Below are 22,057 nucleotides of genomic sequence, written 5' to 3' on the forward strand. Positions count from 1 at the left end.
CAACGCTCGTAAGAAGGCACACGCGTGATACCAGGGGGAGAAATGACCGATCATGAAACTCTTAGCCAAGCAGAAGCTATCTGCCGAACGCTTAGAGAAGATGATGATGGAGTCAGACGGGAAGTCCTCACTCACGCAGGTAGTCGCTGGTCATTGGGCATCCTGCATGCATTAGGTGTGTACGGTAAAATGCGCCATGCCGAGATAAAAAGGCAGATGGCTGGTGTGACTCAGCGAATGTTGACGAAGACGCTACGCACCATGGAGCGTGATGGTCTAGTGATTCGGCGGGAATTTGGTGAAATTCCGCCCCATGTTGAGTATGAGTTGACCCCGCTGGGAATGGGGCTATTGATCCGTATGTCCCCTATTTGGACTTGGGTAGTTGAAAACGTTGACGACTTCCGCAAGGCACGCCGTACTTTCGACAGTCAGGGTGGCAAAAAACCTTCATGGCAAATCCCCACACAGATTCCAGTAAATCCAGAAGCGCCTGAATAATCGTTATCGTTACACAGGCCGGCATCCATTGATGCGAGAGTAGTTGCTCAACCTCACTTCTTTGAGGTGTCGCCGCGCCCTTGAATGCCCAAGGATGTCACTTGCCGGTCACGTCTCTTTACTTGGCGGCGCCCGTACTTAAATGTCGCTTCCTCAAAAATTCAAAGACTTAAGCTTCCAGTCCCTCAACGGGGGCTTTTGTTCTCAGAGAGGCAGTTTCCCCCGTCGACCACGAGAAGCTCGCCTGTAATGTAGCTGGACTCTGGAGAAGCAAGAAAAGCTACCGCCGCAGCGACCTCGTCTGGTCTACCGGCACGCCCTACGGGAACATACTGCGCTGCGGTGATTTCATCTGCAGTGCTGGACTGCGTTGCGATCCACCCAGGGGCGACAGAGTTCACGGTGATCCCGTATGACGCGACTTCCAGCGCCAAGCTCATGTTCATGCCCACAATCCCCGCTTTCGCCGCCGCATACGCGGCCTCGCCAGGGTTGCTAACGCGGGTGCCGGTCGTAGAGCTTATATGGACGATGCGACCGTAACGACGGTTCTTCATCCCCGGCAACACAGCGCGGGTAAGCAAAAATGCAGTGGTCAGATTACGGGCAATCGAAGTGTTCCACATATCGATGCTCATATCGGCAACTTCAGAGAACGTTTCGGCTTCACCCTGAATCGCCATACCGGCGTTGTTCACGAGTACATCGATTCGCCCCCATAGTGACTCAGCCCAAGTCACCAGTTCGACGACCTGAGCTGGCTGAGTGAGATCTGCAGCGCGTCCTTGCGCCTCATAACCTGCCTCGCTCAGTTCCGCGACGCGATCATGGATACGGGCACTGCTGCCGGTGATGATCAACTTTGCGCCCGAGTCCCCAAGCCGCCGCGCGATAGCTAGACCAATCCCATGTTCGCTGCCAGCGCCACTGACTAATGCGACCTGACCACTCCAACTTTTGAACATTGCACTGCTCCACAGGGTTACACAGGAAGTACTGTTTGACAGTCCAGAGTAAGCCATTGGATAGACAGATGGCAGTTCTTGAATTGGCCACAGTTTGTGATGAGCAGCCATCTTGAAATGCAGGCACTGAGCATGATCTCAAGGATGCGAAGCTCCTCAGATGCCGTCGCCTGCTTGCCCTAAAAGGAATGGGGCAATGACCTAGTTCTACAAAGCGACTCATTACGCTGAACCCAGCTTCGGATCGCCATCAATATCTCGGCCAGGCGGGGCGTTTGGGCCTACAGTCTTGAGTGTCGCTCACTGCAAGGAATACAAATGAACGCGTTGCCTTCAACCTCTCTGCCAAAGCACGTCAGCCTGCTGGGTTATGGCGGTCTGTTGCCGTTTATTTTTCTGGCGCTGCTGATCCCGTTCTCTCTCGACTATCGGCCGTTGTTTGCGATTGCGCTTGTTAACTATGGCGCAGTCATCCTGAGCTTTGTCGGCGCCTTACACTGGGGCTTCGCCATGACCGTGCAAGACATGAGCGCTGAGCAGGGCAGAGACCGGTTCATCTGGAGTGTCATTCCTGCGCTTATTGCTTGGATTGCCACGTTACTGCCAATGCCATTGGGTTGCTTGCTGTTGGTCATCGGCTTAGTTGTCCACCTCCGGCAGGACAGGCAGCTGTTGCGGGTTACGAGCTTGCCCGCTTGGTACCTGCCGATGCGATTACGGCTTACCCTCGTGGCGAGCGTCTGCTTGCTGCTTGCCGCGATCGTTGAGGCGCTTCATTCATGAAGCCTCGTGAGCCCGGTTCGTTGCCCGTGCCTGGCAGCCGCTTATCGCGGTTGATGCGTTTTGGCAGTTTGGCTTCGGGCGTCGCGGGCGGCATGCTAGCCGAAGGCGCTCGGCAGTGGGTTCAGGGCAAACGTCCGGCGCTCAGCGAACTGCTGTTGACGTCGGGCAATGTGCATCGGGTGGTCGAGCAACTGTCGCAACTGCGTGGCGCCGCCATGAAGGTTGGGCAGTTGTTATCGATGGATGTAGGTGATTTGTTGCCGCGCGAGTTCAGCGAAATCCTTTCTCGTCTGCGTTGCGACGCTCACCCTATGCCTATGAGCCAGTTGGTGGCAGTCCTCAACGAAAGCTGGGGCAAGGGGTGGGAAGGGCGCTTCGAACGGTTTTCCTTCACGCCATTGGCGGCAGCGTCCATCGGCCAGGTTCATGCTGCGAAAGATAGGGACGGCCAACGCCTGGCGATCAAGGTGCAATACCCTGGCGTGCGCGAGAGTATTTCCAGCGATGTGGATAACGTTGCTACCTTGCTGCGCATGTCCGGGATGCTGCCTAAGGGCATGGACATCGGCCCATTGCTCCAAGAGGCCAAGCGTCAGCTACAGGATGAAGCGGACTACATGAAAGAAACCGCGCACTTACAGCGCTTTGATCAACTGTTGGCGGACAGTCCTGACTTTCTGGTTCCTCGTGCGTATGCCCAGTTCAGCACGCCGAATATTTTGGTGATGTCCTTCGTTGACGGAGTAGCGGTGGAGTCAATAGAGCACGCGCCCCAGGCAGAGCGCGACCGGATCATCATGTTGCTATTCGGCCTGTTTCTTCGCGAGGTGTTCGAGTTCCAGTGCGTGCAGACCGACCCTAACTTTGCCAATTACCGTTATCAGCAAGGCTCCGGCCGGATGGTGTTGTTGGACTTCGGCGCCACGCGACTTTATGACCGCAACACTACCGAGGCTTATCGCCGCTTGCTGATTGCAGGCCTGCATGAAGACCGTGCCGCCATCACCAATGCCGCGCTGGACGTCGGCTACTTTCAGCCTGAAACGCTGCCCAAACACCGAGCGGTGCTCACTGATCTTATTACACAGGCCTGCGAGCCACTTAGGCATCAAGGTGCCTATGACTTTGCGACGTCTGACCTGGCCATACGCCTGCGTGATACGGGTTGGGAACTAGGTGCCGACCGCGACTTCTGGCACACGCCACCTGTGGATGTACTGTTTCTGCATCGCAAGGTGGTAGGTTTGTACCTGTTGGCCGCGAAGCTGGAGGCGCGGGTGAATGTCCGGGGGCTGTTCGAGCCTTACGTGATTTGAGCGCTTTATGGACGATAAATGCTCGCCTTGGGTACCACTGTTGCTTAACCAGGCCTTTACACAATTCTCGGCCCGCAAGTATCTGATCTCTGATTCAATTGGCGATTTTCTGGGCTGCGGAGCTATAGCTACATCGGCTATAGCTCATTCGGGCTTAAGCCAGGCTCGACCCAAAGTCTTCATATGCCCTGAGCGATTCACTCCGCAGTTGGCCTGCCACGATTGATTCGAGAGGCGCATTGCAGCTGCCTCATTTTTCCGGGGCGTCACCAAGCCGTCCGCTATCCCAGGCTTCAGCGAGTTCGTCTATCCGATCCGTGATTTGAGGTTTTTTTGATAGGACTAGGCATCGCGTGTTGCCGACAAACTCCTCGATCAGAAACACAGAGTCGCCGACATCCAGTTCGAGCTCCTGCAACGCTTCATCCGGAATTCGAATCGCACCGTCACCATCCCATTCTTCGATGACGATTTTCATCGGTGGCTTTTTCACATTTGATCTCCGTTGCTATGAGCCGGCAAGCCGTTCCCGCCTGTAGATTTTTCAGTGGCACGTTTACAGATCCGGATAATCATCAAGCTTAAGGCTAGGAGCGCCTCCGTCCTCCGGTTCGCGCTTAGGCGTATATATCACTCCAGCTTCGGCGTCCGCACGCATCTGTTCAATCTCCTTCTGAAATGCTTCGTCCTGAACCGTTGGTTTGCTGATGTATGGCTTTCGATCAGGTACAGGCTTGGCAGCATAAGTGGTGACTGCGTCTGGATCGTGCTGCAGTTTTTCTTGGACCTGCGATTCCAGCATCGCACGGAGGGCGTCTTTGTCAGGACGGGTGAGCAATTTGTTACTCCTAGTTGGCGGTCAGTGATTGGCTCATTGGATGGTGAAAGACGGGAGTCCAAGCCCTAACTGTAACCGCCTGCGGTAAATGACTTTATAAAGTTTGAAAATAGCAAAAACAGGACGCATGCCTCAGTCTTTGTCGGTGCCGGCCTCGGTTTGCCAAGTCGGCCCACGATAGACTGAGGGTTGTGCCGCGTGGCCGATTGCGTCGCAGTTCAACGACGTGTACAGCATCATGAACGTATAGGGTAATTGACACCTCATGGGGCACCCTCCAGCTAGCCTAAAATCAGCCCGAGCCGGTAATTAAAACCAGTTCGTACGACTGAAACACTGACGAAACATTCCGGCCATATGATTCGCCCACCGAAATCTAGGAGGGTTGGAGATGAATCGGCCATCAAGAAGCATGCGCAAACTGCTCGACTCCGTAGCCACCAATAATGAGGTTGCGGCGCTTGATGTGATGCGTGCTGCTGAGCAGCTCGAAGATGAGGTGCTGCGCCAACGATTGTTCAATCTGATTCATCGGCTCAACCAAGACGCCAATGAATTGCGAATGGCGAGGGACGATATCCAAGGTGGTGCCATAAAGCTCGCGTGATCGGTCTCGTAGGATTTCTGTGTTCGCTCCTTCGGGCCAACGCGGCCCGGCTAAAACCTTGTTTTCTGGCGCAGCAGAAAACCGGCATGCGGCAATCCCACGCGGGAGTTGTAGTATCTCAGCCATGTCGCAGAGGTGTTAAATCTTCAGTGGCCAGACAGAAACTGTCATCGACCCTATGCGGAGATCAAGTCCTCTTAACCGGAGCTTTTTTTGCTTGAGCTAGAGGACGAATTGGTAGCCGGTCATTGCAAGGTTTTGGGCACTGGTAAGCTGGCTTCTTTTAGACCGTGATCACCAGCATGACAACGCAATGGAAGCCATCTTGGTTAGGACGACTCCTCACACGCTCTAAGCCGTGGCAGCTATTGGACAACTCGCTCCAGTCCCGTCCGGCATACGATGAGATCACGTGGTCGACCACTCAGACCAAGATTCTCGCTGCTTAGCCAGATCTTTGCATTTTGCTCGTTTCCTACGAGCGCGAGCAATGACTGATGCAACTCAACCAAAAGCAAGGCCCGCCCCACGCCTCGGTGCTAGGTTCAAGCAGTTATTGTGCTTGGCGTAGAAGCCGCACCGTGGAAACCTGCTCGTCCAAGACAGCTGATAGCTCAGTATCATCAAGCGACAGCCATTCGCCAGCCCGGAAAAATGCTTTGCCAAGTACAGCGTTATCCGCGTTCGATGTGACTGATTTCATGCTCCACCATTTGGTCTGTGATGACCGAATTTATCAATCCATCTCCAGCGACCAGTAAGGCAGCCGCTGATCGGCGACTAAATTGATCCGTCAATGTTCTGAATGGAACATTCTGAATTACTCCGTACGTGAACAGCTCCAGTAGCCATGCAATCAATGGTCTGTAAAGTGATTTCGTGCTTTGTAACACTGCTTACGTTGCAGCGCACAAAGCTACGTTACAGAACCCAGAAGTCGAGGGGCGGGCAGGCAAGCATAGCGCGCAGGCGTGCGGATGGAAGCCCGCTAGGGCCAAGACCAGCGCCTTGCGCGTAGGCTTGGTTTACGACAGCCATCCCCGACCAGGGGCACGCCCAAAACCATGGCCTCTCACCAGCCCGCATAATGAGTAACCAAGTGGCCCCAAGGGGAGGGTAGTGCTACACGCTGAATTCTGTTTTTGCTTCTTTGGGGTTTGTGGGCTTAAAGCGGAGTTAGGCTTGTTGGAGCGGCTTTTCTCGGCACACGGTCAGTGGCAATTGTTGTGTAATTCATGCTTCAGGCTCTGCATTGACCGAATGATATGCGCTGCAACGTAGTCCAGGCAGATCTCAATAAATGAGTGGAAAAGCACGAATGGTTTTTCCATTTAAATCTTTAAATGGAAACGCCCTCTGGAACATCCACTTATTTCGTTGAATACCTGAGAGAGCCCTGTTTTTGTGGGTTTCACGGGTTTTAAGTACGATTAGCACATGGCATTTCCACTTATTGTTTTAATAAACAACGGCGTCATCGAGGGAGGCCACGATCCAGCTACGTGTTGTTGATCATGTCGTTCAGGAGCGGCGGCGAGCAGGCATGCATCAGTGCGTGATTGCAACACGAACGATGGTGGATATGGCGCTGGCCCGGTATTACGGGGCTTTGAGGAAGTTGCAGCGGCTTTGAGAGGCTTCGGTTTAGGGGCTGGTGTGCAAGCGGACGCTGAGTTTCAGCAGGTCTACGGAAAGACCTTGGCAGCGCTCTGTTGGCATGGAATGTCCACTTGTTTCGTCTCAGGAAACGGAGGGTGGGAATGTCCACTCATTTCCTCAAAAATCGCTGGAACCCCTGTCTTTCGTGGGTTTCAGGGCAGCCATGGATTCGCACCTTCGGATCTCAGTCCATTAATTTCTCCTTGGGCTAGGGAGCTATTACATTTGAGCTTAATTAATAAATATTGTTGTTAATCAGTAGTTTACGAATTTTTACCTAACAGATTTTTCCACTGATTTCGTTAAAAAAACCTGTCGCATTGGCATGCTGAATGCGCTCAAGCCCTCGGGAATCAAGGGTTTGAGGGGAATAGCAAGGGGCTTTCCACTTAAACCGCGATTGGCGCACCATCGCGAGGTTGCTTGAAAGAACCCTTGGTAGAAGTTCCATACCGACACACTATTTAACATAATATACATTATGCGAAGCGCTCTATACAGGTCTGGGGGGCTCTGTGGTCAGATTTGAAGGCAGACACTGCCTCTTACGCATTACGCATCACCTGGGCCAGCTTGCTGCCTGGCGATGTAACTCATAATGAATGCATCCTGCGATCCACGCTCTTTGTGATATCCAACCACGTTGGCCAACGTCCACCGCAGCATCCTCATCAGAATCGGGTCAGAAAATTTTGCGCTGTTGGACTCGTATGGATACCGGCTGTTGGTGAACACGCGTCGATATCTCTCAAAGCAATCTTCTTGGCTGTCCGGTGCCAGGCTTCGCCGGATCTGTTCAGGAACGGCATGAAATAGCGTCAACAAATCATGCCCATCAAGACGTTGGTTACGATCGGTTTTCCCCGAGTCCTGAAGGCGTTTGTGAGCCGCCTTAATGGCATCCTTATCAAGGTCGTAGGTTTCACCTGTCGTTCCCTGGTTCAGGTCAGGAATAGAAAGAAATGTAGTGGTCAACTAATCCCGGACACGACGTTAAGTTTTTCTTCGGCCCGAGCTGGCGCCAGCCCACCGTTGAATTGATGGGGTCGAATCCAGTTGTACCGATGCATCAAGAAATGGCTGATATCGCGCTGGGCTTCTTGGGCCGTTCTGTAACCCAGAGTCGGTATCCATTCGGTTTTCAAACTGCGGAACACGCGCTCCATCGGCGCATTGTCCCAGCAATTTCCCCGGCGACTCATGCTCTGGCGCATGCGATAACGCCACAGCCTCTGGCGAAATAAACGACTCGCGTACTGCGACCCTTGATCCGAGTGAAACAGCAGGCCCTGAGGCCTTCCTCGTTGTTCGTAGGCCATATCCAGCGCCTTGATAACCAGCTCGGCGTCCGGCTTTTCCGACAACGCCCAGCCCACCACCCGGCGCGCGCAAAGATCCATCACGACAGCCAGATAATGCCATTTCCCCTGAGCCCAAATGTAGGTGATGTCGCCGCACCACACTTGGTTGGGTGCCGGGACATCGAACTCCCGATTCAAGATGTTCGGGATATCCAACCGCTCAACCGTCGCCCGTTTATAAGCATGAGACCCTGGCTGTTTGCTCACGAGGTCAAGCTCACGCATCAAGCTGCGTACTTTGAACCGACCGAGTTGCTCACCATCGTCACGCATCAACGAGAGAATGCTACGGCTGCCGGCAGCACTGCGACTTTGCGAAAACAACTCGCTCACCCGGCTGCGTAGCCGAAGCCGTTCGACATCAGGCGTTCGACGCTTGAGGCGGTGGGCGTAGTAACTTGAGCGGTTGATTTCAAACACTTGGCACAGCCAATCAACCGGCTCGTGGACGCTCAGCTGATTGATCAGCGCGTACGCTCGTGATCTTCCGACATCAAGAGCGCGGTAGCCTTTTTTAGTATCGATTTCTCCCGTTCAAGGCGGGCGATCCGGGCTTCCAGCTCCTGGATTTTCTGCTGCTCTGATGTCAGCGCTTTGCTCTGCGGAGTAACGCCTTGGCGTTCCTTCTGAACCTGGTCAACCCAACGGCGCAGGGCCGACTCGCCGACGCCGAGTGAACGGCTGGCTTCGATGTAGCTGTAGTTTTGCTTGAGCACGAGGTCGGCAGCCTCGCGCTTGAACTCAGCGGAAAAGGAACGGCGTTGTTTGGTCATCTGACACCTCGATCTGGCGAGCATTCTCGCCTATATGGGTGTCCGGTTTCATTAGACCACTACAAAAGCTCTTTAGCAGGATCTCCATGCCGATCGCTGCATTGACTTGCGCTACGTGCGGTAGATGTTGCGCATCCAGAAGCTCGGCTGCTTTTAGGTAGCTGTGCGCGCTTTCCAGCATCCAGCCTGGGAAATGATCCATTGATGTTTTTTCCCTGATTGGCAGATGCTGATTTTCTCACCTTGAGCGATATCGTCCATTTTTGGAAGATAGCGTTCAAGGATGAGCTACCCTACTCTTTTGATGCTATATAGTTATAACTATACTAAATGACTGTTTAGTTCAGTTATAACTGCTGTGGCGTCGAAGACGCTACTGCAGAAGCTTCGCTGCTCTGAGCGGCTGAATCGTCTGTTCAGTCCAAACCGGTCTGGAATCCTCGACTGACGATCCCAACGAGATGGCCGCTTGCTGCGATGCTGGGATTTGTTCCTGGTGAACGATCGGCGCCGGCTCCTTCTGCGTCATCGTTTTCATCCGCCAATACGCATACGCACTGCCACTGATAACGACCAACACCTCCGCAGCCAGCATCATCAAGGTTTTATAGGGCGGCCGAGCTTTATGCGTGTCCAAAACCGTCGACGTATACCGCTTGAAAACCTCAGGGTTACAGGGGGACGCCACGTTCGCTTCTGACTTATAAATGCCGGGGCACTGTGCCCCGACTTCACCGCAATTAGAAGGCTTGCGAGGCGGTCGTTCAGGCTATCCGGCTTCGAATGCTGCTCTCCAATCGAAGGGCGCCCCGCTCCAGCCTCTCTTTAATAGACTTGAGGAACGATGAGTTCCGGTGGCGTCGGACTGCGGGAGTAATCCTCCTGTCTTACGCGTTGCGGTAGTTCGATCACCGGTAGCTCTACTTCTTCATAGGGCATCTGCCCGAGCAGGTGGTGGATGCAGTTAAGTCTTGCTTTCTTCTTATCATCGGCTTGCACCACCCACCATGGCGCTTCGGCGATGTGGGTGCGTTCCAGCATCACTTCCTTGGCCTTGGTATAGGCTTCCCAGCGCCGACGGGACTCCAGATCCATGGGGCTGAGTTTCCACTGTTTGAGCGGGTCGTGAATGCGACTGAGAAAGCGCAGGTGCTGTTCCTGGTCGGAAATGGAGAACCAATATTTGATTAGCTGAATGCCGGAGCGTGCAAGCATTCTTTCGAACTCTGGTACGGTGCGGAAGAACTCTTCGTACTGATCGGCGTTGCAAAAACCCATCACCTGTTCGACGCCTGCGCGATTGTACCAACTACGGTCGAAGAGCACGATCTCACCCGCTGCCGGCAGGTGTGAGACGTAGCGCTGGAAGTACCACTGAGTACGTTCGCGGTCATTGGGTGCAGGCAACGCGGCAACCCGACACACGCGAGGATTGAGCCGTTGGGTAATGCGTTTGATGACACCACCTTTGCCCGCGGCATCACGACCTTCGAACAGAATGACTACTTTGTGGCCTGTCTTTACCACCCAGCTTTGCAGCTTCACCAATTCGCCTTGCAGGCGGAATAGTTCGCTGAAATAAACTCTTCGAGCTTCCTTCTCACTTCCTTCCTCTACCTGCTCATCGAACAGAGCATTCAGGTCAGTGCCGTCTTCGGATAATTCCAGTTCCAGCTCTTCGTCACTGTGATCAAGCAGCTCACGGTGGATGCGCTGTATCAGGGTGTCTTCGGTTGATAGCATGGGAGCAACTCGCGTCGGGAAGGGCCTGAGTCAGTGTTAGTCGTACTTTGTTACGAAGTAATTACAAAAACTTTTGCTTCAAAGCAGGCTCGTATCAAAGGCGGCTACGGGTGCAAGGCGATATCGAGCTGGCAGACAATTCAGTCAGCGGGATCTTGTGCCATCCGACTTTCATAAAAGCGTAACAAGATTGTTGCAGAGTTCCGGAGCCCCCTATCACAAGGAGTTCCTTCGATGAAAAATTTGATGAAGTCTGCTGCGCTCGCCATTACGGTTTCTCTTTGTGCAACCTCAGTGTCTTTCGCTGCAGAAAGCGTTCGCCTGACAGGTTCCGGCGCCAGTTTTCCGGCTCCGATTTACCTCACTTGGTTCAAGGATTTCAGCAAGAAAACCGCTGGCGTCACCGTGGATTATCAATCCAAGGGCAGCGGTGCAGGTGTGCAGGACTTTCTGAACAAAACCGTTGATTTCGCCGCCAGCGACTCGGCGATGAAAGACGAGGACATCGCCAAGGTTGCCGAAGGGGCGCAGTTGTTGCCGATGACCGCGGGTGAAATCGTCCTGGCCTATAACCTGCCGGGCAGTCCTAAAGCGCTGAAATTGCCACGCGACGTTTACTCCAACATCTTCCTGGGCAAGATCACCCAATGGAACGACCCGCAGATCGTCGCGGCCAATCCGGAGCTGAAATTGCCTGCTACGCCGATCACCGTTGTCGTGCGTGCAGACTCCAGCGGTACTACCGCGGTATTCACCAAGCACTTGGCGGCTATCAATCCGGAATTCAAGCAGGCGCTGGGTGAAGGCAACACCGTCAACTGGCCGGCCAGCGACAAATTCATCAAATCGCCCAAGAATGATGGTGTGACGGCCACCGTACGCCAGACCCCAGGTGCGATTGGCTACATCGAATACGGCTTCGCCAAGCTGGCCAAGGTCGACTTTGCCCAGTTGCAGAACAAGGCCGGCAATTACGTTGTGCCGAACGCGGAAAGCGGTGCCGAAGCTCTGGCTGCGGTGAAGATGCCTGAAAGCCTGGTGGCCTGGCTGCCTGATCCGGATGGTGCCAAGTCCTACCCGATCACTTCCTACACCTGGATGATCTTCCGCAAGCAAAACGAGAACCCGGCCAAGGCCAAAGCCATGCGTGAAATGGTCGAGTACAGCCTGACTGAGGGTCAGAAGATTGCCGATTCCATGGGCTACATCCCCCTGCCGCAATCGGTCGTCGATCAGGTTCGCAAAGCTTCCGCCAACATCCAGTGACGCTCGCGAGGCCTCTCTCGGCGTGTGCTTTCTAGCCTCGCCGGAGAGTTCTCCCCTACGCCGGAATAGCCCATGAACAAGCCATTTGTCGTACCGGTTAACCCGGACTCTGCCTGCCGCCCACCGTCTGCAAAGGATTTCCTGGTTGATCGCACCTTCCGCGCGCTTGCGCGCATAGGTGTGGTTCTCGTTCTGGCGCTGGTCTTTGCCTTGGTGTTCGAGGTAGGACGCAAGGCCGTTCCAGGCATGGAGAAACACGGTCTGGACGTCCTTTTGGGGACCGTGTGGGACGTGAACCAGGGCAAGTACGGCATTCTGCCGGCCATCTGGGGCACGCTCTACAGCGCCTTCATCGCATTGGTGATCGCGGGCTTTTTCGGCGTCAGCATGGCGATTTTCCTGACCCAGGATTTCCTGCCCGCGAAACTTGCGGCCGTTTTTCGCACCATTGTTGAATTGCTCGCGGCCATTCCCAGCGTCGTTTACGGACTGTGGGGAATCTACGTGGTGATCCCGGCCATTCGACCTCTCACGGATTGGCTGAACAGCGAGCTTGGCTGGATACCCTTTTTTGGTACGACTTTGAGTGGACCAGGACTGCTACCTGCCGCGTTGGTACTTGCCATCATGATTCTGCCGACCATTGCTGCCGTTTCGCAGGATGCCCTCACGGGCGTTCCGATGAAAACCAAACAGGCGGCCTATGGCATGGGGACCACCCATTGGGAAGCGATTCTCAAGGTCATGGTGCCCTCCGCTGCCACCGGCATTTTTGGCTCGCTGGTGCTGGGTCTGGGCCGGGCCTTGGGTGAAACGATGGCTCTCGCCATGTTGGTCGGCAACTCGAACAATATTTCCCTTTCTCTGTTTGCACCCGCCAATACGCTGGCCGCCTTGTTGGCGCTGAATTTCCCCGAGGCGGGACCGACCGAGATCGAGGTGTTGATGTATGCCGCACTGGTCCTGATGTTGATCACCCTGATCGTGAACATCATCGGCTCCATGATCATGGTCTATGCCCAGCGTGGTACTAAATGATGACTGACCTCACGTCCACCTCCAGCGCGCTGCCAAGCTTGCAGCGCAAATTCGAAGGCCGCGCCCTGCGCAGTCTGGTGCTTACCACGCTGGTCTGGGCTGGCGCCCTGCTGGCCAGCGTACCCCTGATTTCCGTGCTTTACATGCTGATCACGCGGGGTGGTGCCCGCCTCAGCCTTGAGGTGTTCACCGAGCTACCTCCGACCGGGTTCGAGACGGGCGGCGGATTCGGCAACGCGATGGCGGGCACCTTTGTCATGGTCGGTATCGCGGCTGCAATCGCGGTGCCGGTCGGCATCATGGCGGCCATCTTTCTGGCTGAACTGGGACCGGACAGCAAGCTGGCCAACGCCGCGCGCTTCGCCGCCAAGATGCTCACCGGTCTGCCATCGATTCTGGCCGGGGTTTTCGCCTACGCCCTGGTGGTGATGACCACCGGTACCTACTCGGCACCGGCGGGCGGTGTGGCACTGGCCGTACTGATGCTGCCTATCGTCGTGCTCACCGCTGAAGAGTCGATGCGGATGGTGCCCAAGATCATGAAGGATGCCGCCTACGGCATGGGCTGCACCCGATCGCAGGTGATCTGGAAAATCGTATTGCCTACCGGCCTGCCGGCGATCCTGACCGGCGTAATGCTGGCGGTGGCCCGTGCAGCTGGCGAAACCGCGCCGTTGTTGTTTACGGCCCTGTTCAGCAACTACTGGATCTACCACGACGGCAACCTGGCGGTGATGAATCCGACCGCGTCGCTGGCCGTACTGATTTACAACTTCTCCGGCATGCCGTTCGACAATCAGCTTGAGCTCGCCTGGGCGGCATCACTGGTGTTGGTGATGATCGTGCTGATCGTGAATATCGTCAGCCGTATTTTCGGCAAGCCAAAGTTTTGAGAATGGGAGCAAATAGTGTGAATGTATTATCTGCGCAAAAAGTCGCTCCGCTCGAGGCCCAGGTACCTGTGGTCATGGACTGCAAGCTGGACAAGATTTTCTACGGCAACTTCATGGCGGTACGTGACAGCCATGTGCCAATCGAAAAAAACAAGATCACCGGATTCATCGGCCCCTCCGGCTGCGGCAAAAGTACGGTGCTGCGCAGCCTCAATCGAATGAATGATCTGGTAAAAGGCTTTCGTTTCGAGGGCCATGTGCATTTCCTCGGGCAAGATGTCTATGGAAAGGGTGTTGATCCCGTGGTTGTGCGCCGCTACATCGGGATGGTGTTTCAACAACCAAACCCTTTCTCCATGAGCATTTTCGATAACGTCGCTTTTGGCCTGCGCCTCAATCGCTACCAGGGCGATCTGGGTGATCGCGTCAAGCACGCCCTGCAGGGCGCGGCGTTGTGGGATGAAGTAAAAGACAAGCTCAAGGTCAGCGGCCTGTCCCTTTCGGGGGGCCAGCAGCAACGGCTGTGTATCGCCCGCGCCATCGCGACCGAGCCGGAAGTCCTGTTGCTGGATGAGCCGTGCTCGGCACTCGACCCGATTGCCACCCGCCGTGTCGAGGAATTGATGGTCGAGTTGAAGAAGGATTACACCATCGCGCTGGTCACCCACAATATGCAGCAGGCGATCCGTGTCGCTGACACGACGGCATTTTTCTCGGTGGATATTTCCCAGGGCACGCGTACCGGCTATCTGGTTGAGATGGGCCCCACGGCCCAGATATTCGACAATCCCCGCGAGCAAATGACGAGCGATTACATCAGCGGCAAATTCAGCTAATCGACAAACGTCCGGTCAAGACCGAAAGCAGCCAATGGCAAACGACATTGGCATGCCTTCGGTCTTTTTACCTCTAACACTTCTAATCAGGATTGCCAATGTCCGCAAAGCGTCGTCTTGACTTGCCAGCAATCGAGCGTGCACTCCGTAAGGTGCAGGGTCGCTTTGCCGAGCTCAGCAGGCACTTCACCGAGCCGCGTGATCCCTTGACTGACGAAGTGCTGCGCAATGTGGTTGATGGCTATGCGCTGATTGACGACTATGTCGCCCGTGGTGTCGATCTGTTCGATCTTCAGCAACTGAACCTGATGCTGGAGATCAATGCCACCGTTCTCTGCGGCCGAGACCCGGCACGTCGTCTGGAGTACGCTCAGCACCTCGCGGCTACCGAAGAACACTTCTTCAACAACGTTGAAGGCGGGATAAAGGACTTGTACAACTGGTACTGTGCGTATCGCAGCGAATCTGTCTGGAAGCGTGCGGCCGGTGTCTATGTACGGATCCTCAGCAAGCCGCAATTGTTCATTGAGGGCAATAACCGCACTGGGTCGCTGATCGTCAGTTACTTGCTCATGCGTGCAGGGCTACCGCCGTTCGTACTGACACTGGACAACGCCGAGGGTTACTTCAACCCGTCATCCGTCATCCGCAACTCCGCCAAACATGGCGTCAAGGCCTTGTACGAATTGCCCAAGATCAAGAAAAAATATGCAGCCTTCCTGGAAGAACAAGCGCCTGATCCAAAGGAATTTTTTGTGAGCGACAAACCAGTGCCCGTCTATCTGGGGGGCGAATGATGAGCAGGTATCCGATGCTCGACAGATGCCGGGTTTCCAGAGGTCGAGCGTGGCAAGCAATCAAGCGTTCCATTCCGATGGACGCGTTCAGCCGCCAACGCATCCGTATTTCGTTTGATATCGATGACACGTTGGCCTGTCAAGCCCATCACTGCGCTGTCGAGCACAGCAGGCTGCCGGCTTTTGTTCATCGTTGGCTGGGCGAGCCATTGCGTAGGGGAACACGCGATCTGACCCGAGAGTTACGCCGACAGGGATGCAGCATCTGGGTCTACACGTCGTCCGGTCGGACACCGTCTTACATCAGGCGCTGGTTATTACTGCACGGTATCCACGTTGACGGTGTGGTCAACAGTGTTCGGCATAACCATGCCCTGACAGCGCATGGGCTTTCGAACTCCCCTTCGAAGTTTCCACCCGCATTCGATATCGACTTGCATGTCGATGATTCCGAGGGCGTGCAGATTGAAGGCTATGATCACGGTTTTCGCGTCGTGGTCGTGCGTCCGGATGATGAGAACTGGGCTCAGAGCGTTTTAAATGCAGCAGCTGAAGTCCAGGCACAGTTAGCTTGGCAGCAACCGCACAGAAACACGGAGCCTGCGCAACAACGCTCAGAAGCTTTTTCCTCCTGAATATCGAAACATCACGACCTTGTTTTTACTGTGACGAACATTTTGATGCGGTCGTGAATCTCCTGGAGTGCATGACGGAAAGGCTCACGTTTCTCACTGGTCGTCGGGTCTTCAAAACTCCACATGATCACTTCATCGGAAGACGGCATCCGTGAAGCCTCCTCGGAAGACTTATCACACAATGTGATCACATAATGAAACTCTAGCCCTTCAAATTCATCGATCGATTTGCTACGCAAGCCATTAGTCTCTATGCCTATGTGCTCCAGAGACTCCAGGGTTCGAGAATCAACCTCACCGGGTTCAAGGCCAGCACTAAAAGCTTCGAAATTTGATGAGCCGGTGTGGCGAAGCAGCGCTTCGGCCAGCAAGGAACGGACATCGTTTTTAGCGCAGATAAACAGCACCCGGAATTTGTCAGCCATACCTTTCGCCCCGCTCATTCAGTGAACTGAAAATCAACAATGCTGAGTTAAGCAGTGTTTTTATTTCGGTCTGTAGCGGCTTCGCAGCCATTTGGCCTCCGACATGCCATTGTCGGCCAATTGCTGCATGTTCTGCCGGGCAATGGCCGGCTCAGCCACCAATGCACCTTCGGTCAACTCGAGACAGATCCGCGACGGTGCGACCCGGTGCTGCGCCAACAGGGCAAGCACATCACTGGCGAAGTCCGGGCGCGTCATGCTGTAGCTGGAGCAGTTCACGTGCACCGCAGGCCAATTGGCGTGCTCGGGTTGTGCCAGGATCACTGCGACGCTGGTGAGCATGTACAGGTCCAGTCGACCGATCAGACGCAAACCCTCGACATTCGGCAAAAACTCCCCAGGCGCGATCACTCGGCCGCCCGGCTGATGCCAGCGGATCAGCGCTTCAAGGGCCAACAGTTCGCCACTTTCGACGCTGACAATCGGCTGGAAATACGGCCGCAGTTCGTCGGTACGTTTGAGCGCATTGCGCAAGGCCCCTTCTCGCTCGACCTGGTCCGAAACTTCACGGCGCACTTCCTGATTGAACACCGCGTAGCTGTCGCGTCCGGCACTCTTGACCCGGTACATCGCGGCATCGGCGTCGCGCAGCAAGTCGGCGGGTTCCTGATGGAACTGCTTGTCGGCGCTGACAATGCCGATACTGCAGGACGAGAAAACCTCATGGCCATTGATAAAAAACGGCAGGTCAAACGCCACCAGGATCCGTTCGGCGATTTCGATCACCACGTCCAGCGGCGCCTCGGGAGCGAGCACCGAAAACTCATCGCCTCCCAGTCGCGCGAGCATGTCGGTGTCACGCAGGCAGCTGCGCAAACGGTGGGCGGTCTGCATCAACAGCAGATCGCCGAAATGGTGGCCGAGGCTGTCGTTGACCATCTTGAAACGATCAAGGTCGATGAACATCACCGCCAAGTGCCCGCCTTCGCTGCCGAATCGCGACCAGGCCTGATTCAGGTGCTGTTGCAGGAACGTGCGGTTCGGCAACCCGGTCAGCGCATCATGGGAGTTTTCGTGTTGCAACTTGGCATTGGCGTGATCGAGTTCGCGGGTGCGGCTCTGCACCCGGGCTTCGAGCTTGAGATTGGCGGAATGGATGGCTTCGGCGGCCGTGCGTCGCGACAACGCTGTGTCGATGTGCCGCGACACAAACGTCAGCAGTTCCTGGTCACGCAGGGTATACCGCACTTGCGAGGTGTAGCTTTGTACCGCCAGCACACCACGCACCACATCGCCATCGAACAAGGGAATGCCCAGCCAGGAGTATGACCGGTAACACTCTTCGGCAATTTCGATTTCACCGTGTGCATGCAATCGGTCAGCCTCGCCGGCGTCAATCAAGCAAGGTCGACGCTGACGGATAACGTACTCAGTCAGGCCCCTGCGTCCACGTCGTGCCAACGGGCAGGTCGTCTGCCGTTCATCAACGTAATACGGAAAGGTCACTTCACTGGTCGCGTCGTCGAACAGTGCAATGTAGAAGTTCTGCGCGAACAGCAGATCACCGACGATGCCATGCAGGGTTTGAAACAGCTCAGCCATATCGCCAGGCTGCCTCGACAATTCGGCAATCTGGAACAGCGCGCTCTGCAGATGTTCGGCGCGCTCACGTTCTGCCACTTCCTGCCTCAAGGCGTCGTTAAGTGCCGAAAGTTCCAGGGTGCGACGCATGACGATCCCTTCCAGGTTCTCGCGGTGCAGGATCCGGTCCAGCGCCATGGCCACGTGACGGGCTACCACCAGAAACAGCGCACGGTCTTCAGCGCTGTAGGTACGGGAAACGTCGTAGACCTGCATGGCCAGCATGCCAAACACATCATCCGAGGCATTTTTCAACGGCGCGCCCATCCAGAACTCGGGACGATCCCCCACGCAGTAGAAGCGGCCCTCGGCTTCAGCCGCGCGAATGCCGGCGGCGTCGATCAGCAGCGGCTGGCCAGTGGTCAACACCTGGCCGGTCAACGACAGGTGCGAAACATCAAGGTATTCGTAGTGTTCGGCCTCCACGGCATCAACGTCGATGATGTCGACGTAATACGGGTAGTCAATCTTGCCGGTGTGCGGGTCATACAGCGCGAGATAGAAGTTCTCGGCGTCGATCAGGCTGGCCAGCAACCGGTGGACCCCCACCAGAAACACTGACCGATCGCGGGTGGAACTGGCCAGGTAGGTGATCTCATACAGCACACGCTGAGTAATTTGCGCACGGGCAAGGGTATCAGTCTGTACCTGAATCCCCAGGCACCGGGCAAACTCGGCAAGCGCCGGTTCGGCGGCTTCCTTGATGGGCGCGAGTAGCCAACCCAGCACACTTTCGCCTCGACCGGTCGGCCATCGGTGCAAGCGGCGGGTCTGGCAAAAGGCTTCAAACTCTTCATTGGCAACGCTGGATGGCCACTTCACCTGCGGGTCACCCTGCCCGACCAGATGCATTTGTTCGCCGGCACGGTATACCACCCATGCGGTGGTGTGAGCCCAGTGGCGCGCCGAGGCCAGTAATTGCTCTACCGTTTCTTCATCGCCCTTGCAGGCCATGCCGACAGCATCCGTCCGACTTTTCAGTGGCGTGGCGATCCCGGATTGCCGCGGGGAGTCGGTCAATGGACGAAAACTCATCAGCGCTCCCTGTGCCAAAACTGGCGATATCCACTTATAAGTTGCTAGCAGTACGCCAGTGATCTTCCCGTTTAAAGCTTATATACGTTTTTATCAATCGTTTTATTCACTTTAGTGCCAATCAAAGAGGAGGCGACGCGCTCAGAACTTTTCGGGAATCCGTCTGAGCGGGTAATCCGGCTCGTGATAACCGCCTGGCCGCTGACGCTTGGGCAACTTCACTTTCTCTCGCGGCACCTCTTCATAAGGAATGCGGCTGAGCAAATCGGTGATGATGTTCAGGCGGGCCCGTCGCTTATCGTTCGAGTTGGCCACCAGCCATGGGGCATGTTCGGTATCCGTCGCCTTGAACATGTCATCACGTGCTCGCGAGTAGTCATACCAGCGGCCGTACGACTTCAGATCCATTGACGTGAGCTTCCAGATTTTGCGACCGTCCTTGATGCGCGCTTCAAGCCGACGGGTCTGCTCCTGCGGGCTGACCTCCAGCCAATACTTGAACAACATGACGCCCGAGTCGACGATTGCGCGCTCGACCAAGGGGACAGCTTTCAGGAAACTGACCGCCTGCTCCTGGGTGCAAAACCCCATCACGCGTTCGACCCCCGCTCGGTTGTACCAACTGCGATCGAAGATCACCACTTCGCCAGCCGCTGGCAGATGTGGCAGGTAGCGCTGTATGTACATCTGGCTTTTTTCTCGATCGGTCGGCGCAGGTAACGCCACAACGCGAAAGATACGTGGGCTCACCCGTTCGGTCAGCGCCTTGATTGTTCCGCCCTTGCCCGCCCCGTCGCGGCCTTCGAAGACAATGCAGATCTTGATGCCCTTTTGCTGCACCCATTCCTGCAACTTCACTACTTCGACGTGCAATCGGCGTAGTTCACTCAGGTAGTCCTTGTTTGACAACTTCACCCTGTCGTCGCTTTTTTTGGTGCGTTTCTTGTCCTTTGCCATGACCCAGACCTCACGCGTGCCTATTACGTTTATCACCGTGAACCAACCGCGCCAGTCTAGTCCATGGCGCAACTGTCTACCTTCATCGAGCCTCTTCTTGCCGATCCAACTGGTGGGTCAGCAGATAACTGTCGACGGCGGCCCCTATTGTTGGAAAAAACGCCTGTTCGCCCAGCTGCGCGAAGAGTCCGAACCGCTTGAGCTTGTCCTTGACCGGGTCTTTCATTTCGGCAATACACAACTCGATGCCAGCGGCATGCAACGTTTCGGTCAGTTCAACCAGCATGTCAGCAGAAGTCACGTCCACGCTGGTCACCGGTTCCGCCGTCACGACCAGCCAACGCACGGGCGTCGGCGATGCAGCTAAGGCATTCAGCACTCGGTCCTGGAACTGTTCGGCATTGGCGAAAAACAGCGGCGCATCCCAGCGAAACAGGACCAAGCCGGGGATAAGCCGCGCCTCGGGATAGCGCTGGATATCATGGTAGCCCTTGAGACCGTCCACGCGACCGAGCACGGCGGAATACGGACGCCAGCCATCCCACAGGAATTCGATGACGGCAATCACGATTGCCAGGCCAATGCCCTCAATTGCTCCGAACACGGCCACACCCACCGTACAGGCGATCGACAGCCAGAACTCCCAGCGTTGCATGCGATAAATTCGCCGCAAGTCGCTGACCTCGATCAAGCCGATGGCCGATGCAATGACGACAGCCGCCAGTGCACTGGTGGGTAAATGCTGCAGCAAGTTCGGCGCCACCATCAGCAGCAAGGCGACACACAGCGCGCCGACCACGCCGGTCAGCTGGGTTCTGGCACCGGCGGCCTCGGCCACAGGAGTGCGCGACGAACTGCTGGACACGGGAAACCCCTGAAAGAACCCGGCGGCCAGGTTGGCGATGCCAAGCCCGACCATTTCCTGGTTCGGGTCGACATAGGTGCGAGTCCTCGCGGCATAGACACGGGAAAGCACGCTGGTGTCGGCGAACGAGATGAGGGCCACGGCGCAGCCACCGATCAGCACGGGGACGATATCGGCGGTCGTGATCCAGGGGATGGCAAAAGAAGGCAAGCCCTGCGGGAGGGAACCGAGGATCGACACATTTGCCCGCTCGGCGAGGTCCAGCACACCGACGGCGACGGTCGCCCCGACCACGGCAATCAGAATGCCCGGCACGCGTTTCTGGCCCTTGAGCAGCAAGATGACTGCCAGGGTGGACAGGCCGACCGTGAACACGGTCCAGTTGGTCTTGCCCTCCATGACCGCCGTGGCGATGGCCCACAGGTTTCTCAGCGGTCCGTCCGCTTCGATCGAAAATCCGAAGAGTTTCGGCAGTTGGCTGATCAGTACGGTCAGGGCTATCCCGTTCATGTACCCGTAGCGGATCGGTTTGGACAGCAACTCGGTGACAAAACCAAGACGCGCGATCCCCGCCAGGACGCAGACCGTCCCTGACACGATGGCCATCATGCCCGCCAGGGCGACTGCGCGCTGCGGATCGCCGCCGGAGAGTGGCAGGACGACGGCGAGGATGACCGCAACCAATGAGGAGTCCGGGCCCAATACGAGAATCCGACTAGGCCCGAACAACGCATAAGCGAGTAACGGGACGATGGTCGCGTAAAGACCATAAATGCCGGGCAGGCCTGAAGCTTGCGCATAGGCGATGCCGACCGGCACCAGCATCGTGGTCAGCACCAGCCCGGCCATGATGTCGTGGCGCAATCCTGCAATCGGGTATCCACGCAGTGTCTGCAGTCCCGGCATCCAACGACCCCAACCGGTCTGATCACCCGCCTTCACCCGCGATGCAATACGTCCCGGCTCCGGGACTGGGGGCGAAACATTGGAGTCGCTCATAACTTGGTGGCCCCCTTGTTGGGCAGCCCGATGAATTGAAGGCACGGCAACTGCGCGCTGAATGGCTGAAAAAAAAGCATAGCCGCTGGCGAATGCGAATGCCTCGCCGGGGAGCAATCAGGTA

At 55.9% G+C, this 22,057-nt stretch carries 22 protein-coding genes; 10 read left to right on the plus strand and 12 right to left on the minus strand.

Annotated features, from left to right (window positions below):
* Window positions 1-42: 42 nt before the first annotated feature.
* Window positions 43-501, plus strand: coding sequence for a winged helix-turn-helix transcriptional regulator (locus ACA068_RS15460; RefSeq protein WP_497302915.1), 459 nt, complete (start codon window positions 43-45; stop codon window positions 499-501).
* Window positions 502-686: 185 nt separating this feature from the next.
* Here the strand turns inward: ACA068_RS15460 and ACA068_RS15465 are convergent, their stop codons facing one another.
* Window positions 687-1,466 (minus strand): SDR family NAD(P)-dependent oxidoreductase, encoded by a 780-nt coding sequence (locus tag ACA068_RS15465; RefSeq protein WP_497302917.1) that lies wholly within the window; start codon window positions 1,464-1,466, stop codon window positions 687-689.
* A 318-nt stretch (window positions 1,467-1,784) separates the two neighbouring features.
* Between ACA068_RS15465 and ACA068_RS15470 the strand changes: the two genes are divergently transcribed.
* Entirely contained in the window at window positions 1,785-2,249 is a 465-nt protein-coding gene (locus tag ACA068_RS15470; protein WP_497302919.1) for a DUF3429 domain-containing protein, read from the plus strand.
* A complete protein-coding gene (locus ACA068_RS15475) occupies window positions 2,246-3,565 on the plus strand; it encodes an ABC1 kinase family protein (protein WP_497302921.1) in 1,320 nt (439 codons plus the stop codon). The genes ACA068_RS15470 and ACA068_RS15475 overlap by 4 nt, the downstream gene beginning before the upstream one ends.
* 250 nt (window positions 3,566-3,815) lie before the next feature.
* On the opposite strand, the gene ACA068_RS15480 is transcribed toward ACA068_RS15475, so the two are convergent.
* Complete coding sequence (locus ACA068_RS15480; RefSeq protein ID WP_497302923.1) at window positions 3,816-4,058, minus strand: AbrB/MazE/SpoVT family DNA-binding domain-containing protein; 243 nt, start codon at window positions 4,056-4,058, stop codon at window positions 3,816-3,818.
* A gap of 63 nt (window positions 4,059-4,121) precedes the next feature.
* Window positions 4,122-4,403: a hypothetical protein gene (locus ACA068_RS15485; RefSeq protein ID WP_497302925.1), complete on the minus strand. Its 282-nt coding sequence runs from the start codon at window positions 4,401-4,403 to the stop codon at window positions 4,122-4,124.
* A 391-nt stretch (window positions 4,404-4,794) separates the two neighbouring features.
* Here ACA068_RS15485 and ACA068_RS15490 point away from each other — a divergent pair, with 391 nt between their 5' ends.
* Complete coding sequence (locus tag ACA068_RS15490; protein WP_497302927.1) at window positions 4,795-5,010, plus strand: hypothetical protein; 216 nt, start codon at window positions 4,795-4,797, stop codon at window positions 5,008-5,010.
* A 365-nt stretch (window positions 5,011-5,375) separates the two neighbouring features.
* Here ACA068_RS15490 and ACA068_RS15495 read toward each other — a convergent pair whose 3' ends face one another.
* The 5 genes from ACA068_RS15495 to ppk2 (ACA068_RS15515) all read right to left on the minus strand — a co-directional run bounded on the left by ACA068_RS15495 (window position 5,376) and on the right by ppk2 (ACA068_RS15515) (window position 10,546).
* On the minus strand, window positions 5,376-5,540 hold the full coding sequence (locus tag ACA068_RS15495) for an antitoxin Xre/MbcA/ParS toxin-binding domain-containing protein (protein ID WP_497302929.1): 165 nt from the start codon (window positions 5,538-5,540) through the stop codon (window positions 5,376-5,378).
* A 1,681-nt stretch (window positions 5,541-7,221) separates the two neighbouring features.
* Complete coding sequence (locus ACA068_RS15500) at window positions 7,222-7,644, minus strand: hypothetical protein (protein ID WP_497302931.1); 423 nt, start codon at window positions 7,642-7,644, stop codon at window positions 7,222-7,224.
* Window positions 7,641-8,803 (minus strand): IS3 family transposase gene (locus tag ACA068_RS15505; RefSeq protein ID WP_497302891.1). Its coding sequence is split into 2 segments (ribosomal slippage): window positions 7,641-8,548 and window positions 8,548-8,803, totalling 1,164 coding nucleotides; the frame shifts between segments, so codons are not numbered across the junction. Before ACA068_RS15505 ends, ACA068_RS15500 begins: the two co-directional genes overlap by 4 nt.
* Window positions 8,772-9,005, minus strand: coding sequence for a hypothetical protein (locus ACA068_RS15510; protein ID WP_497302933.1), 234 nt, complete (start codon window positions 9,003-9,005; stop codon window positions 8,772-8,774). The genes ACA068_RS15505 and ACA068_RS15510 overlap by 32 nt, the downstream gene beginning before the upstream one ends.
* 623 nt (window positions 9,006-9,628) lie before the next feature.
* Window positions 9,629-10,546 carry a polyphosphate kinase 2 gene (ppk2, locus tag ACA068_RS15515; protein WP_497302935.1) on the minus strand — a complete coding sequence of 306 codons (918 nt, stop codon included), beginning with the start codon at window positions 10,544-10,546 and terminating at the stop codon, window positions 9,629-9,631.
* Window positions 10,547-10,780: 234 nt separating this feature from the next.
* Between ppk2 (ACA068_RS15515) and pstS the strand changes: the two genes are divergently transcribed.
* The 6 genes from pstS (at window position 10,781) to ACA068_RS15545 (ending at window position 16,011) form a co-directional block, all read left to right on the plus strand.
* Complete coding sequence (pstS, locus tag ACA068_RS15520) at window positions 10,781-11,812, plus strand: phosphate ABC transporter substrate-binding protein PstS (RefSeq protein WP_497302937.1); 1,032 nt, start codon at window positions 10,781-10,783, stop codon at window positions 11,810-11,812.
* 72 nt (window positions 11,813-11,884) lie between these two features.
* Window positions 11,885-12,850 (plus strand): phosphate ABC transporter permease subunit PstC, encoded by a 966-nt coding sequence (gene pstC / locus ACA068_RS15525; RefSeq protein WP_497302938.1) that lies wholly within the window; start codon window positions 11,885-11,887, stop codon window positions 12,848-12,850.
* Window positions 12,850-13,743: a phosphate ABC transporter permease PstA gene (pstA, locus tag ACA068_RS15530; protein WP_497302940.1), complete on the plus strand. Its 894-nt coding sequence runs from the start codon at window positions 12,850-12,852 to the stop codon at window positions 13,741-13,743. The genes pstC and pstA overlap by 1 nt, the downstream gene beginning before the upstream one ends.
* A 74-nt stretch (window positions 13,744-13,817) precedes the next feature.
* Window positions 13,818-14,579 carry a phosphate ABC transporter ATP-binding protein PstB gene (gene pstB, locus ACA068_RS15535; protein WP_218232072.1) on the plus strand — a complete coding sequence of 254 codons (762 nt, stop codon included), beginning with the start codon at window positions 13,818-13,820 and terminating at the stop codon, window positions 14,577-14,579.
* 98 nt (window positions 14,580-14,677) lie between these two features.
* Complete coding sequence (locus ACA068_RS15540) at window positions 14,678-15,376, plus strand: hypothetical protein (protein ID WP_497302942.1); 699 nt, start codon at window positions 14,678-14,680, stop codon at window positions 15,374-15,376.
* Complete coding sequence (locus tag ACA068_RS15545; protein WP_497302944.1) at window positions 15,376-16,011, plus strand: hypothetical protein; 636 nt, start codon at window positions 15,376-15,378, stop codon at window positions 16,009-16,011. Before ACA068_RS15540 ends, ACA068_RS15545 begins: the two co-directional genes overlap by 1 nt.
* An 11-nt stretch (window positions 16,012-16,022) precedes the next feature.
* Here ACA068_RS15545 and ACA068_RS15550 read toward each other — a convergent pair whose 3' ends face one another.
* The 4 genes from ACA068_RS15550 to ACA068_RS15565 all read right to left on the minus strand — a co-directional run bounded on the left by ACA068_RS15550 (window position 16,023) and on the right by ACA068_RS15565 (window position 21,933).
* Entirely contained in the window at window positions 16,023-16,436 is a 414-nt protein-coding gene (locus ACA068_RS15550) for an arsenate reductase ArsC (RefSeq protein WP_497302945.1), read from the minus strand.
* Window positions 16,437-16,496: 60 nt separating this feature from the next.
* Window positions 16,497-19,112, minus strand: coding sequence for a sensor domain-containing phosphodiesterase (locus ACA068_RS15555; protein ID WP_497302946.1), 2,616 nt, complete (start codon window positions 19,110-19,112; stop codon window positions 16,497-16,499).
* A 141-nt stretch (window positions 19,113-19,253) separates the two neighbouring features.
* Window positions 19,254-20,069 (minus strand): polyphosphate kinase 2, encoded by an 816-nt coding sequence (gene ppk2 / locus ACA068_RS15560; protein ID WP_497302948.1) that lies wholly within the window; start codon window positions 20,067-20,069, stop codon window positions 19,254-19,256.
* An 82-nt stretch (window positions 20,070-20,151) separates the two neighbouring features.
* Window positions 20,152-21,933: a SulP family inorganic anion transporter gene (locus ACA068_RS15565; protein WP_497302949.1), complete on the minus strand. Its 1,782-nt coding sequence runs from the start codon at window positions 21,931-21,933 to the stop codon at window positions 20,152-20,154.
* Window positions 21,934-22,057: the final 124 nt, after the last annotated feature.

This window comes from Pseudomonas sp. LBUM1660, assembly GCF_059695935.1.